We start from the raw sequence: 16,324 nt of genomic DNA on the forward strand, positions 1-16,324 counted from the left end.
AACAAAGGAGTATTTTATTTATATGCACAAGCGTTCCTTTACCTATTTGCTTGGCACGCAGACCATGTCTAATGCGGCCGACATTCTTTACATTATGGCACTTGTGTCTCTGGTTTTTCATGAAACGGACTCCATCTTCTCTTCGGTGCTCGTTCCGTTGCTGCGAATGGGAGCACAGATGATCAGCGGCTTTTTAGCACCGCTCATTTTGGCCCGATTCCAGCTTCCTTTTATTTTATTCGTTTCTCAGTTCGGACAGCTGGTTTTCTTCGCTATTCTGCTGGGCCACTTGTGGTCAGCGGGCACGGAGCCGATATGGGTGATTGTGTTTACGTTGGTGGCAGCCATGTCCTTTCTGGACGGCTGGACCACGCCTGCACGTAATGCGCTGATTCCCCGCCTTGCGTCCGGGGAAGGACTCATGCGGGCAAACAGTCTGGTATCGGTCAGCGATCAGACGGTGCAATTAGCGGGGTGGGGGCTTAGTGGGGTGCTCGTAGCCATGCTAGGCTCGGAAAAAACACTGCTAGTGGCTGGCGGACTCTATATGGTAGCAATGATCTTCACCAGCTTGATTCGAGATCCACTAGAGGGTAAAGCCCATTATTTACTGCAACCTGGAACAAGGGTGCGAGGTGGAGATGTTTCGGTTTCCGAAGCTGGTACTGAGCCCGGGCAAGGGCATCATGACTTGCCCCCTTCACAGTTGGAAGATACATTGTATGGCCCGGAATCAGAGAGCCCCGCACTACCTCCCAAACGTAAAAAGGAAATACTTCGTGAAGGCTGGAGCCTTATCGGAGCCAGTCGCAGACTGAAAGCTCTTATTTTTATGGATATGATTGACCTTCTAGGGGGTTCGGTTTGGGTAGGCGCGTTCACGCTTGCTTTCGCCCAGCAGGTTTTGCACAAGAGCGAGGCATGGTGGGGATACATCAATGCAGCGTATTTTGCAGGAGCGATTGGCGGCGGCATCGTTGTCCTCGCCTGCGTCAAGCATTTGCAGCGCAGGCTGCTACCCGCCATGTTGGCGGGGATGGCAGGCTACGGGCTGCTGACAGCATGGTATGCACTGAACACATTACCGCCGCTGACGTTGCTTATCGTGTTGTTGATGGGACTACCTGCGGAAATGTCTGTCGTATCCCGCCGCACGATGATGCAGATGAGTGTGTCTGTACATGATTTGCCCAAGGTGCTGTCTGCCCAGGCCACACTGACAAGTTTGACCTTTTGTATTTCGCTCCTGTTAATGGGCTGGATTGCAGATCATCTAGGCATCGTTAATTTGTACTTGTTTTCTGCAGTGCTGACGCTGATTGCTGTTATATACGGTGTTTTTAGTCGTCGTGCCTTATCCATGTCTTTGTCAGCTTCATTGCAACCTTCCTCCAAATAAACAGAAAAAGCCCGTCTCCGGGCATATACAGGTGAAAATGCGGATAAATGGTCTTGGACCAGGTTTATCAGCGTGTTTTCCCTGATATGTGGAGAACGGGCTTTTTTTAGTTTTTCTATTATTTATCCGAAGAAGCATCTGGACTCAAATCACATTCTTTTAACGGAACGATTTTAGTACGTTTGATCCATTTGTAGCCGAGCCACAGCAGAAGGAACAGCGGCACACTCATATACGTAGCGATCATCGTTTTCCAGTCAATCTCCTGTCCGGTGAAGGCATCCGCCCCTTGCCCGATAATGACAATGATACACAGAGCGAAGGCAAACAACGGCCCAAACGGGAACCAGCGGGCTTTGTATGGAAGCTCACTCAGACTGTGGCCCTGTGCAGTAAAGGCACGGCGGAAACGATAATGGCTGACTGCAATCCCGACCCACGTAATAAATCCGCACATTCCAGAAGCATTCAGCAGCCAGTTATAGACTACACCGTCTCCATACAGGGAGGCGAGAAAGGCTAGCATACCGACAGCGGTCGTGATCAGCAGCGCATTCATAGGAATGCCGCGTCTATTGATACGTCCGAGGAAACGCGGGGCTTTACCTTCCCGTGCCAAAGCGTATAGTACCCGAGTTGCCGCGTACATACCCGAGTTACCTGCCGACAATACGGAAGTCAAAATAACGGCGTTCATAACAGAAGCAGCAATCGCAAGCCCTGCTTTTTCAAATACGAGCGTGAACGGGCTGACCCCGATGTCACTGATATCTCCCCGCAGCAGATTTGGATTGGTGTATGGAATGATCAATCCAATCACGAGAATCGCGAGAATATAAAAGAACAGGATGCGCCAAAAGATTTGACGGATGGCGCGCGGCACATTTTCACGTGGATTTTCGCTCTCTCCAGCGGCTACCCCAATCAGCTCCGTTCCCTGAAAGGAAAAGCCCGCTGCCATGAATACGCCCAATACAGCAAAGAATCCGCCATGGAACGGGGCGTCTCCTACCGTGAAGTTGGCAAATCCGACTGCAGGACCACCCATAATGCCGAAGATCATCAGCACACCTACGGTCAAAAAGATAACCACGGTCACAATTTTAATCATGGCGAACCAGTATTCAGACTCACCGTAGCCTTTGACTGTCAATGCGTTCAACGCGAAGATTACGGCTAGGAATAATAGACTCCACCAGGCAGAGTGGCTTTCCGGGAACCAATATTTGATGAGCACGGTCGCTGCTGCTAATTCGGCAGCAATCGTCACCGCCCAGTTGTACCAGAAGTTCCAGCCCATGGCGAAACCAAAAGCCGGATCGACGAAGCGACCTGCATAGGTGTTAAAAGAGCCGGATTCAGGCATAAATGTAGCCAACTCACCGAGGCTGGTCATAAGGAAGTAGACCATGAGGCCAACTGCTGCATAAGCCAGCAGTGCACCGCCCGGTCCAGCTTCGGCAACCGCGCCTCCACTGGCGAGGAACAGGCCCGTACCGATAGAGCCGCCGAGGGCGATCATCGTCATATGGCGGGCTTTGAGACTTTTACGCAAGGTTGCGTCAGGTGTTGCTTTGTGTTGCACATTCAAACACTCCTTCATGAAATTGTATTTCATGTCAGGGCAAGAGCCAGAAGGAGGGGGAGTATATAAATCAAAAAACCGCAGGGAATACGCCTGCGGTTTTGTCTATGCATTCCGCACCATACCTTCTTCTATAACAAGATAGCTCAACACACGTGTCTGTGTTAGGACAGCGTGTGACAGTTCTGCTCCTTTCGGTTAGCAGCCCCAGCATTCGGAGTATTTACAAAGAGTCAGCTCCGCATACTTCGGCGGGTGTACCTTTCCACTGGAATCTCAGACGGCTCTTATCGTCTCCTCCGGTGTACTGATTACATCCGCGACCTCTACCTCATCATAAAACAGGGTTGATGAGGTGTATGACATGATATTTTATTGTATAGCGAACTACAGTATATCGTACCTGTACATCTTCTGACAATCGACAATTTTTTGAAAATCACTCGTAGAATCTTAAATTAAGAGTTCCGCTTGGCCATCTGCTGCCAAACTGTGCCCGCGGCTTGTTCGCCTGATTCGATGCGTTCCAGCGCCATTTTAGCCTGCAGACTAACCTCGAATTCGGGATCATCGACAGCCTTCTCCAGCGCATCACGTGCATCCTCGGTTCCAACCTCGTATAAAAAACGTGCCGCCCGCCAGCGCACCAACTTGCTGCTATCCGACAGGGCTCCGATCATTGCGCTGGTAGCGACCGGGTCGCCGATGTCCGACAACGTGTCGCCTGCGGTGCGGCGTACTGCCGCTGAAGGATCGCGCAGCGCCTCGGCTAGCAGATCCATCGCCTCCGGTGAGCGAATATCGCCCAGATAGACGACGCCCAGCCGCCGCAGCTGCATTTTGTCGTCATGCAGCGCTTGCCGGATAAGCGGCAAATGCTCAGGCGTCGGCTCCAGCCGATCCAGCGCAGCGTAGCGTGTGCGCCAATCCTCGTGTTGCAGGGCCTTCTCCAGCTCGGCATCGCTCCATTCGCGGCGTTCCTCTACGAATTCGCTGTTGTTTGCGCCGTGGGCAATCGCCTGTTGGATAATCTGCTCCAGCCGATCCTGTGGAAAGGCTGCCTCCAATTCCTGCTCGACCTCGCGTGCAATGTCCGGCAGTTCACCGTAGCGGACGCCGTAATCGCTCAGCTTGCGTTCCTTGATCAGCGTTGCACTCGCTACACGGGTGACGGCCTGCACGAAGCGGTCGGACAAGGAAATTCGTTCCTCCTGCTGCCCCGCCTTGACTCGAATTTGCATTGGAATACCACGGAAAAATTGCACAAAGACCTGTGCCTCGCCAAATGCTTCTCCAGAGGTTTCCTCTGGCAAATCCCAATTGGCGTCAGCGCCTTCCTCGCCTAGCTGATCCCGGACTTGACCCAGAATGGTGGACCAATCTGCATTCCCTTTGCGGTCAAGGGCTACAAAGTCAGTCGTATGAAACACGCTTTTGACCCCTTCAATGCCCAGCATGCGCCGGATAAATGGGGGAGCGGAACGCTCATTGTCCCGTGTATATGTTCTGCGGATACCCGCTTCCAGTCGCTCATCCAGATGCAGCATCATGGTGTTCGGACTGGGAGTAGGCTCGATAGATGTTATTTTCATAGCTCAGTACAGCCTCCTGTTCAAAAGTTCTCCATATATAGCTTATCTGTATTGTAACTCATTCTGCGAATGTCTCCAAAGATAAGTTCGCGTATACAGGAAAAAACACAATGACATATCTCACACTAATTCAGGTAAACATGTCTGATGAATATAGAGGTTTTTTTAATAAAAACAGGATGCTATATAAGCCGAACTCGGAAAATTAACATGAAAACGGAGTAGGCGGAATGGTGCTGTACAAGCGTAGCGGTCGCTTTTGTCCCCGGATTTTTACCCTAGTCATAGGCTTTATTCTAGAAATCCGGGGGCGGTGGCGATGGGAAGCACCATCCGACTGCGCAGTGGCACTATAGGTAGCTTTTAAGTTCGGTTTATAGTTTGATGCTGTACTATGCATCCCGCTTCAGCGGATCGTTCTGCTGTTGGCGAATGAGCAGGGAGGCGATAAAGCCCACAGACAGAACAGCTGCCAGCATCATAAATGTAGTTGTCTGATTACTGCCATTTCCCATCAAACGAATGGAAAGCGTAGGGGCTAGACTCGTACCGGCAAACAGGACGAAGGTATACAGTGAGACGGCTATAGCCCTTGCTGCACCGCCGAGCTGGCCGACGATTGCTATAAGTGAAGGGACACTCAGGGCAATACCGCTGACAAAACATACACTCAATACTACGATAGCTATCAGAGAATGCGTCATTCCCATTAGTGCCAAACTGAGGATAGCAAGAATAAGGGCTGTACGTAATATAATATGCACACCGAATTTCTGGCCCAGCTTTCCGGCGAATGGTGAAAGGAGCATGCCGATGATACCAGCGGATCTGACATAAAGCATCTGTCGGCTATTCAGGCCAAATTCAGGGCCGCTAAGATAGCTACCCAAAACCGTATACATGCTCACAAAGGACATCAGGAGAACAAAAGCGACCGTGTAGGTTAACCATAAAGGATACGAGCGCAGGACGGTCCCTAATTGACTGAAAGCTGACCAAATGCGAACACCTCGTTGAGGGGAAGGGGTTTTAGGTAGGAAAAAAAGGACGATTAGGAAGGTAATTGCATACAAAACGCCTAGCATCCGAAATACCGTATTCCATCCCATTTGTTCGCTGATGACAATACTAAATACCTGTCCAGCAATGCCCGCTACTAGAAAACCGGTGCTGATAAAGCCGATAGCTGTTACCCGTTTTTCGACCGGAAACATATCGACGGCGTATGCGAGAGCAACGGGAGAAAAGGTGGCTGCAGCCAAACCTTGAAGCAAGCGCAGTATAACCAATACAGAATACTGACTGGTTAAACTGATGGACAAAGAAAAAATCGTTAGTGCGAGCAGTCCGGTGACGATAACCTGCTTTCGTCCAAAGCGGTCAGACAATCCACCATAAACAAGACATCCTGCCGCAAAGCCTAAGGAAAAGATACTGCCCGGCAGGGCTGCTTCAGCAAGCGTTTTTCCAAATACTTTAGCAAAGAAAGGGAGCAAAGGGATCGTCACATACAGGCTGGACATGACGACAACCGCCGACCAACATAGGATTACAGTCATCCATGCATAAGGGAGAGCAACATTTCCTTTCTGTATAACGGTATGACGGGTTCGTAATTTACTCATTAATTAAACACTCCTTAATCATAAAATAAGCAACTTGTTAATACAAACAATTAAATATATTAGATAACCTAATTATATGTTTAAAAAAATTTATCTGCCCACCCCCAGTCTGCCTTCCATATAATGATGGATTTTTTCTATAATCCGTGAAAAAACGACCTGCTCCTCAGGCTCCAAAATACTCGCTAGTGAAGCACAGGAAGACCAAAAAACAGGGAGCACCTGCTGTACAAGATGAGAACCCGCTTCTGTAATGCGTACATGAATTTTGCGTCGATCTGTAGAATTATGTTCTCTGATAATCCATCCTCGTTGCTCTGTCCAGTCCAGGAGGGATGTAACAGATGCACGCCGGATTCCTAGACGGTCGGCAATCATAGAGGGGCTCATCTGAGCCTGAGATTGGTGCAGTGTCAACAGCAACAACAGATCGAGCTTACTCTCTGTGAGACCGTAAGCAGATAGATCTAGATCGATCGCGTCGAGCACGTTATCGCTCGTCCATAGCAAGAAGAGACCCATGCGGGCAAGTTGTCGATCCGTTCCTGCAAGGGCAGTTTGATCCATTAACTCCAGATAAGGTTCTGGGCCCAGACGGGGAAGAGGTTGCTGGACGGTGTCCCGCTTACTTTGTTTTGGTGGCATACATTCACTCTTTTCATATAATTAGGTTATCTAACTATATATCAATATAGCGTATTGAAATGCATAAAACAATATCTAAAAAGAAATACTGCTACATTCAATGCAGAAGCAGGGTTAAAACTCAATAGAATGAACCAAACTGTGAATAGGTTACCAAAATGCGCCAATAGATAAGTGAAGGAGGCGTTCCTATGTTCCGCAAGCAGGAAAGAACGCTCATTATTGTATGTATAGTAATTGCGGCCATTATGCTATACGCCGTAATTAAAAGCATAGCTCGCTTGACTCCTTAGTTGGTAATCCAGAGTGATCCGCGATGTTTAAAATGTGAAATGAAGGAGTGAAACCCATTTGTCTTCACTGGACCCTGTATTGCTAAGCCGGATGCTGACCGGAATTACCCTGTTTGTTCATATCGTATTTGCATCCATCGGCGTTGGCGTACCCTTAATGATTGCACTAGCAGAATGGCGCGGGCTACGAACTGGTGATCCGCATTATACACTGCTGGCCCGACGGTGGGCGCGAGGGTTTGTCATTACCGTTGCCGTGGGTGTCGTTACAGGCACCTCCATTGGTCTGCAACTCAGCTTGCTTTGGCCCACCTTTATGCGGGTGGCTGGACAAGCGATTGCGCTGCCTCTATTTTTGGAGACGTTTGCTTTTTTCATCGAAGCTATATTCCTGGGCATCTACTTGTATACCTGGGATCGGTTTAAAAGCAAATATTTTCACCTGATGCTGCTCATCCCGGTAGCGATTGCCTCGTCTGCCTCAGCGGTTTTTATTACGACTGTGAACTCGTTCATGAACCAACCTCAAGGCTTTACACTCAAAAATGGAGTCATGACAAATATTCATCCCATCGAGGCTATGCTAAATCCGGCTACGCCAACCAAAGTGTCCCATGTATTGGCTTCTTCGTATACATTGAGCGCTGGTGTGCTGATGGGGCTGGCTGCTTACAGCATGCTGCGAGGGCGTAATCACCCTTATTTTAAAAAGGCGCTAAAGCTGACTGCCACCTGTACCATTGTGTTTGCCATCAGCACCGTGATGATCGGAGACGCATCCGGTAAATTTCTGGCCAAATATCAGCCGGAGAAGCTGGCTGCCGCCGAATGGCATTTTGATACGATGACGCACGCCCCCTTTGTATATGGTGGCTTTATGGATGAAAACGGTGAAATCAAATATGCCTTGAAAGTGCCTTATGCACTTAGTGTGCTGGCTGGTAATTTGCCCAGTACGGAGGTTAAGGGATTAAATGACTATCCGGTGGAGGAGCGTCCGCCGCTGTCTATTCATTATATGTTTGACCTCAAAATCACCACAGGAGTGCTGATTCTCGTCATTCCGCTGTTATATCTGATCCGCAAGCGTTTGCCAGGCCGCAAACCATACCCCAGATGGCTGCTGTTGGCGCTCATTCTGGTGGGGCCGATGGCGATGGTAGCTATTGAGCTCGGATGGATGTTTGCGGAGGTCGGTAGACAGCCGTGGATTTTACGCGGATATATGAAGGTCTCCGAAGCAGCGACCACTTCTACGAGTGTCGGGTGGATGCTGGTGTTGTTTGTTATTTTGTATCTGGTGTTGTGTTTCTCGGCCATTAAGGTACTCAGCAAGCTATTCCGCAATAAGGATGCGGTGGAAGAGATAAGGCAGCTGGGCCTGGAAGGGGCTGAAGGCAAGTGAGCTATGAAATTGTAGGTATCGCCATTTTGTGGACGTTCCTATTCGGATATTTGCTTGTGGCATCCATTGATTTTGGTGCAGGGTTTTTCAGCTTTTACAGTGTGTTAACAGGCCACCAGAACAAAATCCACAATATCATTCAACGGTATCTATCCCCAGTGTGGGAGGTAACAAACGTATTTCTCATCTTTTTTGTGGTGGGATTAAACGGGTTCTTCCCGGATGCGGCATATTACTATGGTACGGCGTTACTCGTTCCCGGCAGTATTGCGATTGTGCTTCTTGCCATCCGGGGAGTGTACTATGCATACAATACGTATGGGCATTCCGGTAAAAATAATATCGTCTACATGGCGTTGTACGGTGCGACAGGGTTGCTGATTCCGGCGGCACTGTCCACAGTTCTCGCTATTTCGGAGGGCGGCATTATTGTAGAAAACAGTACAGGTTTACACCTGCAATGGGGTCAGCTATTAAGTAATCCCTACACGTGGGCGGTTATTATTCTGGCGCTGGTGAGCGTGCTGTATATCTCGGCGATGTTTTTGGCCTATTATGCCAAAAGGGCGGGAGACAAGGTCGCTTTTGAAATTGTACGGGGATATGCGCTGCTTTGGAGCGGCCCAACGATTGTTGCGAGTCTGCTCGCATTTTTTCAGATTAACAAACAAAATCCAGATCATTTTACCAATATGCTGAACATAGCCTGGATGTTTGTTGCATCCTTCATATGCTTTGCAGGAGCAGTTTATCTGGTATGGCAGCGGCGGCATCTGGGGGTTTCATTCATATTGGTGATGTTGCAATTTGCATTTGCCTGGTATGGCTACGGCCGCTCGCATCTCCCGTATGTTCTGTATCCCTATATTAATGTCTACGACAGCTTTACAAATTCTACGATGGCGTATGCGTTGATTACGGCGTTTGTTGCGGGTCTGCTGGTGCTGATCCCTTCGCTGATCCTGATATTAAGATTGTTTCTGTTCGATGCAAAATATGTGCGCGGACATGAAGGGAAGAAAGGGTGAGTTAGAGTGGCTGCTTTCGAGCATTTTACGATTATGTACGAGTCACCTATCATTATTGTCGTGGCGATTGTGTTTTTGTTTATTTATTCGGCACGCTTTAAAAATCCACAGGACTGACAACTACAGGTGGAACAGGCCTTCCTGATTGATCCGGGAGGTCTGTTTTTGCTGTATTATCGCAGAATTTCCTTTACAGACGTGATTGAATTATACTTTACATATATCAGGATGTTGCATCATTTCATGTTCACACTCGAGTGACAATATATAGTTAAATTGAACCGCTGTGTTTTTTGGAGAACGGGTTCATCAGGGAGGGAGCTGCATCATGCCCAAAGTACGTTTTAACAATATGGATCATGTAAATACCGATAAAACAATCAAGCAATTCAGACAATGGCGGCAGGAGCGACGCAGCAAAATAAAGGATTATACGTTCGTTGTGCCAAACCATCCCCCGGAGCTGGAATTTCTGCATAGCAATCGGGAGATGGCGACAGCCACCTGGGTGGGACATTCCACCTTTTTCATCCAGTATCTTGGGCTGAATATCGTCACCGATCCGGTATGGGCAGAGCGTATGGCTTTTGATAAAAGGTTGGCTCCGCCCGGCATTCGTATTCAGGATGTACCACCACTGGACATCATTCTGCTGTCTCATTCCCATTACGATCATTTACATTTAGAATCGTTGCGGAAATTATATCGTGCAGATACGTTGATGCTTGTCCCCTCGGGGTTAAAGGCGAAAATGATCCGCAAAGGTTTTCGAAACTGTCATGAGCTGCAATGGTGGGAGCATTTTACGGTAGGGGGGGTACGATTTACGTTTGTTCCAGCCCAGCATTGGACACGACGCACGCCGTTTGATACCAATACTTCGCATTGGGGTGGATACGTTCTGCAAAGTGAACAGCAGGTGATTGGCTCTGCCACGTCCGTCACGGAATCCCATCCTCATTCTAGTGCAGACTCAGAGGATGCACCAACGTTGTATTTTGTGGGAGACACCGGATATTTTCGTGGGTTTAAGGAGATTGGCGAGCGCTTTGCCATTGACCTGACCTTTATGCCGATTGGCGCGTACGAACCGGAATGGTTCATGACCTCGCAGCACGTGACACCGGAGGAGGCATTGCAAGGGTTTGTAGATTGTGGTGCAGATCAGATGATTCCGATGCACTACGGAGCCTTCAAGCTGGCGGATGATACGCCAAGAGAGGCGCTGGACCGGCTCGAAGCGGAGCGTGAGCGTATGGGTATTGCGAAGGAACGCATTCATGTTCTTGGGCACGGAGAGACGCTGAAAATTGGACGTCGCTGCTCAACTACAATTTGAGGAATTCGACATAATCCTTATATAAGAGGATTTTGCAAAAATCCAATAAGCGACTTCCAATGAATAAGATATAGATCGAAATGTTTTAGTTCGTCTATATCTTGTACTTCGGAGCGACTGGAATCGAATTTTGCAAAATCCTGATAAAAAAAGCGGCTCGGCGGACAATTAATTTTGCCTGCCAAGCCGCTTTTTTTGGTTTTTAGCTATAATGCATGATTAAACTGCTTCGGAATCACTTGCCAAAGAGGAATCGCTGTTGGCGATGGGATGACGAACGATTTTAACTTCATAGAACGTGATTTTATTTTCAATAATATAGTCCGGAATTTGACGATGGCTATGGGATTCGCGGAATGCTTCGCTTTTCGTCCAGCCTTGGAAGTTCTCTTTTTCTTTCCAGCGTGTACTGATGGTTACTTCCTCATAATCTTTCGTGTTTTCAGTCAGCAGTACTTCCAGACCGAGAAAGCCCTCCATTTTTTCAACTTTTCCTTCTTTGTTAAATCTTTCGATGAGTAAATGTGCATTGCCCGGTGTGATTTTAGATGTATTTGTAACGATAACCATATTAAATTCCTCCTGAATGATGTGGTATGGTCGGTATAATAACCGGATAGCCATCCTCAAATTTGATGGTAGCGTTCATTTCATAAATGTCGCGAAGAAAAGCAGACGTCAAAATCTCACGGGGTTCGCCGGCAACGGCGATTCGTCCCTTTTTAAGTGCAATCATATGATGACAATAGGCCGCAGCTTGCTGCAAATCATGCAGTACCATAACAATCGTCAAGCCGGACTCGTGATTGATACGCCGCAGCATATCCATAACTTCAAATTGGTGGGCGATATCCAGAAAAGTGGTCGGTTCATCGAGCAAAAGAATACCTGTTTGTTGGGCCAAAGCCATTGCAATTCGCGCTTTTTGTTGTTCACCTCCTGATAGAGTATGGAACATTCGATCTGCATAGGGCTGGATGCCCGTGATCTTCATGACATGGTCCACGATTTGCTGGTCCTGTCCGGTATGGCGTACCCTCAAGCCTTTGGCATGAGGAGATCTCCCGTAAGCGACCAGCTCGCGGACCGTCAATAACGGCAGCATATCCTTCATTTGCGGCAGCATTGTAATCGTCTGGGCAAAATCACGCCGCTTGTATTCCTGCACGGGTTTGCCCAGCACGGAAATCTGACCCTGATCCTGCTTGAGCAACCGGGTCATAATCCGCAAAAGCGTGGACTTGCCTGAACCGTTCGGTCCGACGATCGCGGTGAGCTGACCAGCAGGCAAGGTGATATTCACATCGTCCAGCTGGAAATACCCACGTTGTAAGGAGATATGCTCACTCTGAATGGCTGTCATCCGAAACTCCCCCGTTTCTTGAGCAGGATTAAGAAGAACGGTGCCCCGATGACGGCTAACAAAATACCTACAGGCAGTTCAATCGGGTCAAACCAGGATCGTGCCACTGTATCTGCGAGGACAACCAGCGTTCCACCGCCTACAATGGAAAGGGGGAGGAGGAAACGATAATCTTCCCCGATTAGCAGCCGTATGACATGGGGAACGACCAGCCCTACAAAGCCGATTAGCCCGGCTACACTGACCGCTGTACCGGCGAGCAGGGCAGACAGCAGGATAATGAGCATACGTTGAAGCTCTACTCGCTGACCAAGCAGCTGTGCTGAATCGTCGCCCAGCAGCAGTAAATTAGCAGGTTTAATTGCAAAGAAAGAGGCGATTAATCCAATGATGGCGTAAGGCGCCATAAACTCTAGATGATGCCAGCTTCTTCCGTTTAATCCGCCGGATAGCCAAGGAAGAACGGCCTGTACGCGGTCGCTGTACATGACCATTATGCCGTTGGTGAGTGCGCCCAGCAGCGCGTTGATCGCAACGCCAGCGAGCACAATTTTGACAGGCGATGCCCCTCGGTCCCAAGCCAGCAGATAAATGACGATTGCGCTCAGAAAGGCTCCCAAAAAGGCGGTTATCGGAAGAAGGTAGCTGAGCTGTGGAAGCATCACCATCGTAATGACGGCGGCAAGTCCACCTCCAGCCGATACACCAATAATGCCAGGGTCAGCCAATGGATTTTTCATCACACCTTGAAGAAGTGCTCCGGAAGCTGCAAGACAAGCTCCCACCAGTAAACCTACTAATACTCTAGGTAGCCGGAGATCCATCAGGATCGTGCGATAGGTAGATTCATCATTATGTAGCAAAACATGATTGATTTCTTGAAGTGGAATCGACACCGAACCGTAGGCCAGACCGTACACAGAGACGGCCAGCAGTAGAATCGGAAGGGTAATCCAGGCGATGGTGCGTCTTCTGGCGCGCTGTAGTTTGTTCATCTCCATCGCCTATTTCGCCGGATACAGCTTTTGATGCATCAAATCCAGCGCTTTAGTGACACGTGTGCCCGGATTCGTACCGAACAGATCTGAAGGTAAAACCTCGACCTGATTGTTTTTGACTGCTCGGATTCCGTTCCAAGCTGCATTTTCCTGCATTTCCTTTATAAATGCGGCTTTAACATCTTCCGTATTGCCATGGGTCATGATGAAGATGTAGTCAGGGTCAGCCTGTATGATGCGTTCTGTGTTCAGCTGCGCATATTGCGGGAAATTTTGCAGGCCCGGAAAATCAGCGGCGATGTTCGAGCCACCCGCAGCTTCCAGAATGTTTCCACTTAGTGAATTTGGCAGTGCCGCCATATACGTAGCCGGGGCTCCGTAGACCAGCAACACCTTCGGTTTGGAGGCAGAAGCGGTTTCCTTTTGCAGCTTAGCTACTTGTTGGTCAATTTGCTGGTTCAGCTTCACGGCCTGAGCCTGCTTTTGCAGTAATTGTCCGAACAGCGTAATTTGCGACTGAATATCGTGAACTGAATTGGCTCCCGTCAGCAGCAGCTGTGAACCGACTCCTTCAATGGCTGGAATGTCTTTTTCATTCATAGGATAATTGCCTAGCACGACATCCGGTTTGAGCATCGTAATTTTCTCCAGATCAACTTCGTGAGTGGAGCCTATTTGCTGAACGTTTTCAGCAGCAGGTACGACGGAGGGTCCATTGGAGTTGGGCCTGCCCACGGCTGTCCCGCCCAATGCGTAAATAATATCCAGATCGCCATTGCTGAGCGCAACGATATGTTGAGGGACCTTTTGAAAGGCCAACATCCGGTTTGAGAAATCAGTAACTTGAATCGTCGCGCCACTTGTCGTGCTTGAAGCGGTAGATACGGAAGCACTGGCTTGTTTGTGATCTGCGGTCGAGGCACCATTACTACATCCGGTAACTGCCAATAAAAGCGCTGCGGACGACCACAACACATAAGATTTCATATTATTCCTCCTGCAATTTTCGAGTTAAACAATAATGATAATCATTTTCATTTATGTATAAGAGAATGATAATGAATATCACTGGGGATTGTCAATTGAAAAAAGCAAATTTTTAAATAAATTTTGAACTAAAAATAAAAGAGAGTAATTCGAATTATAGAAGAAGGAACTACAAATTTTTATTAAAAAATAGCATATATCAAGGGATTACGTACACACAAATACATATTGACATTTTCGAAAAGTGTAAGATATATTGGTGATGGGTTTACTTGATTTTGCGAAATTATGGAATAGAGAGGTGGGGAGACAAGCTCGAAAAGAGCTATTTTTTTTAAATTATCAATTGAGAATGATAATCAATTAGTTTATTCTCGTGGGGAGGGACTGCTGTCAAAATGAAGAAGGGGTATTCTGCAATTATTGCTGTGTTTCTGCTGGTGAGTGTGCTGAGCTTTTGGCCAACTTCGTCATCTGTAGTAGCCGCTGCGGCTTCTCCAAAATTGGCGGATGGTACATACACGCTCAAATACAATATCCTCAAGGCAGAAAATGATTCGGTGTCCATGGCTAATGATTATTTTGAAAAACCAGCTAAGTTGTATGTAAAAAAAGGTCAAATGACCATGCAAATTAAGCTGAATCATAGCGAATGGACAACTGGGTTTAAAGTAGATTACAAAGGCAAAATCATCGATACAAAGGTCATCCATAAAGATGCCAAAACCGATACCCGCACCGTACAATTTCCAATTACGAGTGTGAACAGCCCGCTAATCTCTAAAATTCATGTTACTGTCCCTGCGTATAACTACGATCATGACTATACGATCCGCTTCGCTTTTGATTCCAAAAGCGTCAAAAAAATAGCAGCCGTCCAGTCAGCGAAATCAACTAAATCTTCCAAGAAGTAAATTCAAGCCATCTTTATCGTTCATAAAATCAACACAAATTGAAGCATAAAAAATTGAGGAGTGTGTGTAGATATGAATATGGTAATGAATCGCTTTGAGCAATTTTCTTTTAAGAAGGTATTTGTAGCATTGATCATGACAGCGCTTGTTTTTGCACTCGTTGCTCCATTCTCAGCTAAAGCGGCAGCAGCCGACGGCACGTATAACGTAGATTATACCGTTCTGAAGGATCAAACCAATGAAACTTCTCGATTGGATAGCTACCTGACGAAGCCTGCTCAGGTTACGGTAGCTAATGGCAAAAATGTCGTTCGTCTGACTGTGAAAAGCAGCAATCTGATTACAACGTTCAAAGTAGAGCAAAATGGCGTACTGCAAGATGCGACTGTGGTAAGCACAGATACTGCGAACAACACTCGTGTAGTGGAATTCGAAGTTGCTGATCTGAATGCAAAAGTGAATGCTTACGCTGAAATCACAATTCCAGTAATCGGCTACACAGGCAAGTACGATGTACAACTGCAATTCGACGAAATCTAATCCAAAATAAAACGTAAAAGGAGATTAAGAACATGAACATGATTATGAATCGTATGGAAAAATTGTCTTTGAAAAAAGTAATGCTTACTGTACTGATGGCAGCGCTTGTTTTTGTGGTACTAGCTCCATTTTCTGCCAATAAAGCGAATGCGGCTTTGCCTAATGGAACGTATAACGTTGATTATACAGTGTACAAAGATGGTACCAATGAAACCTCATACATGGACTCAAACGGTTATGTCGCCAAACCCGCTACATTAATCGCTAATAATGGTCAATACAAAGTTAGAGTAGCTATTACTAAAAGTGCTTGGGTCACTGAATTCAAAACGCAACAAAACGGCCAGTATGTGAATGCGACTGTGGTAAGTACCTCAGGTGATACAAGAATAGTAGAGTTCCCTGTAAGTAGTTTTTCCCAAAAATTGAATGTTAAGTTGCATGTAAGTGTGCCTAAAGAATACACTGGCGGCATTCCATATGATCACGATTACACTGTTCAATTTTTATTTGACGAAGATTCCATCTAATAGTGGAGTAATTATACATTGATCTTATACTCATTTGGAATTCTATTGAGCTCCAAATGAGTATATTTTAAGTAGGGGGAT

General features: G+C 47.3%; 16 protein-coding genes and 1 riboswitch. Of the genes, 8 read left to right on the forward strand and 8 right to left on the reverse strand.

The window, feature by feature from the left end; translation table 11 throughout:
- Positions 1-22: 22 nt before the first annotated feature.
- On the forward strand, positions 23-1,399 hold the full coding sequence (locus tag NLX73_RS19655) for an MFS transporter (protein ID WP_254327085.1): 1,377 nt from the start codon (positions 23-25) through the stop codon (positions 1,397-1,399).
- A gap of 118 nt (positions 1,400-1,517) precedes the next feature.
- On the opposite strand, the gene NLX73_RS19660 is transcribed toward NLX73_RS19655, so the two are convergent.
- The 4 genes from NLX73_RS19660 to NLX73_RS19675 all read right to left on the reverse strand — a co-directional run bounded on the left by NLX73_RS19660 (position 1,518) and on the right by NLX73_RS19675 (position 6,846).
- Positions 1,518-2,984 carry an amino acid permease gene (locus NLX73_RS19660; RefSeq protein WP_069290395.1) on the reverse strand — a complete coding sequence of 489 codons (1,467 nt, stop codon included), beginning with the start codon at positions 2,982-2,984 and terminating at the stop codon, positions 1,518-1,520.
- 134 nt (positions 2,985-3,118) lie between these two features.
- A riboswitch (Lysine riboswitch) is annotated at positions 3,119-3,321 on the reverse strand.
- A 121-nt stretch (positions 3,322-3,442) separates the two neighbouring features.
- Entirely contained in the window at positions 3,443-4,576 is a 1,134-nt protein-coding gene (locus NLX73_RS19665) for a virulence factor (RefSeq protein WP_254327086.1), read from the reverse strand.
- A 392-nt stretch (positions 4,577-4,968) separates the two neighbouring features.
- Positions 4,969-6,201: an MFS transporter gene (locus tag NLX73_RS19670; protein WP_254327087.1), complete on the reverse strand. Its 1,233-nt coding sequence runs from the start codon at positions 6,199-6,201 to the stop codon at positions 4,969-4,971.
- Between the two features lie 90 nt (positions 6,202-6,291).
- Entirely contained in the window at positions 6,292-6,846 is a 555-nt protein-coding gene (locus tag NLX73_RS19675; protein ID WP_254327088.1) for a MarR family winged helix-turn-helix transcriptional regulator, read from the reverse strand.
- 351 nt (positions 6,847-7,197) lie between these two features.
- Between NLX73_RS19675 and NLX73_RS19680 the strand changes: the two genes are divergently transcribed.
- From NLX73_RS19680 to NLX73_RS19690, 4 genes are all read left to right on the forward strand, one after another.
- Positions 7,198-8,544 carry a cytochrome ubiquinol oxidase subunit I gene (locus tag NLX73_RS19680; protein WP_013373071.1) on the forward strand — a complete coding sequence of 449 codons (1,347 nt, stop codon included), beginning with the start codon at positions 7,198-7,200 and terminating at the stop codon, positions 8,542-8,544.
- Entirely contained in the window at positions 8,541-9,572 is a 1,032-nt protein-coding gene (locus NLX73_RS19685; protein WP_254327089.1) for a cytochrome d ubiquinol oxidase subunit II, read from the forward strand. Before NLX73_RS19680 ends, NLX73_RS19685 begins: the two co-directional genes overlap by 4 nt.
- 6 nt (positions 9,573-9,578) lie before the next feature.
- Positions 9,579-9,689, forward strand: coding sequence for a cytochrome bd oxidase small subunit CydS family protein (gene cydS, locus NLX73_RS25245; RefSeq protein WP_007432143.1), 111 nt, complete (start codon positions 9,579-9,581; stop codon positions 9,687-9,689).
- A 211-nt stretch (positions 9,690-9,900) separates the two neighbouring features.
- Positions 9,901-10,911 (forward strand): MBL fold metallo-hydrolase, encoded by a 1,011-nt coding sequence (locus tag NLX73_RS19690; protein WP_254327090.1) that lies wholly within the window; start codon positions 9,901-9,903, stop codon positions 10,909-10,911.
- Positions 10,912-11,130: 219 nt separating this feature from the next.
- On the opposite strand, the gene isdG is transcribed toward NLX73_RS19690, so the two are convergent.
- The 4 genes from isdG to NLX73_RS19710 are packed head-to-tail and all read right to left on the reverse strand — an operon-like array spanning position 11,131 to position 14,259.
- Complete coding sequence (gene isdG / locus NLX73_RS19695; RefSeq protein ID WP_061831483.1) at positions 11,131-11,481, reverse strand: heme oxygenase; 351 nt, start codon at positions 11,479-11,481, stop codon at positions 11,131-11,133.
- 1 nt (position 11,482) lies between these two features.
- Positions 11,483-12,274 carry an ABC transporter ATP-binding protein gene (locus NLX73_RS19700; protein WP_254327091.1) on the reverse strand — a complete coding sequence of 264 codons (792 nt, stop codon included), beginning with the start codon at positions 12,272-12,274 and terminating at the stop codon, positions 11,483-11,485.
- On the reverse strand, positions 12,271-13,269 hold the full coding sequence (locus NLX73_RS19705) for a FecCD family ABC transporter permease (RefSeq protein WP_254327092.1): 999 nt from the start codon (positions 13,267-13,269) through the stop codon (positions 12,271-12,273). Before NLX73_RS19705 ends, NLX73_RS19700 begins: the two co-directional genes overlap by 4 nt.
- Before the next feature lie 9 nt (positions 13,270-13,278).
- Positions 13,279-14,259: an ABC transporter substrate-binding protein gene (locus NLX73_RS19710; protein WP_254327093.1), complete on the reverse strand. Its 981-nt coding sequence runs from the start codon at positions 14,257-14,259 to the stop codon at positions 13,279-13,281.
- Positions 14,260-14,657: 398 nt separating this feature from the next.
- Between NLX73_RS19710 and isdC the strand changes: the two genes are divergently transcribed.
- The 3 genes from isdC (at position 14,658) to NLX73_RS19725 (ending at position 16,243) form a co-directional block, all read left to right on the forward strand.
- Positions 14,658-15,173 carry a heme uptake protein IsdC gene (gene isdC, locus NLX73_RS19715; protein WP_028541839.1) on the forward strand — a complete coding sequence of 172 codons (516 nt, stop codon included), beginning with the start codon at positions 14,658-14,660 and terminating at the stop codon, positions 15,171-15,173.
- 72 nt (positions 15,174-15,245) lie between these two features.
- A complete protein-coding gene (locus tag NLX73_RS19720) occupies positions 15,246-15,713 on the forward strand; it encodes an NEAT domain-containing protein (protein WP_025718712.1) in 468 nt (155 codons plus the stop codon).
- A 32-nt stretch (positions 15,714-15,745) separates the two neighbouring features.
- Positions 15,746-16,243, forward strand: coding sequence for an NEAT domain-containing protein (locus tag NLX73_RS19725; RefSeq protein WP_025718714.1), 498 nt, complete (start codon positions 15,746-15,748; stop codon positions 16,241-16,243).
- The last annotated feature ends 81 nt before the right edge of the window (positions 16,244-16,324 follow it).

The sequence above is a fragment of the Paenibacillus sp. CH40 genome (genome assembly GCF_024213605.1).
GTDB classification, from domain to species: domain Bacteria; phylum Bacillota; class Bacilli; order Paenibacillales; family Paenibacillaceae; genus Paenibacillus; species Paenibacillus polymyxa_B.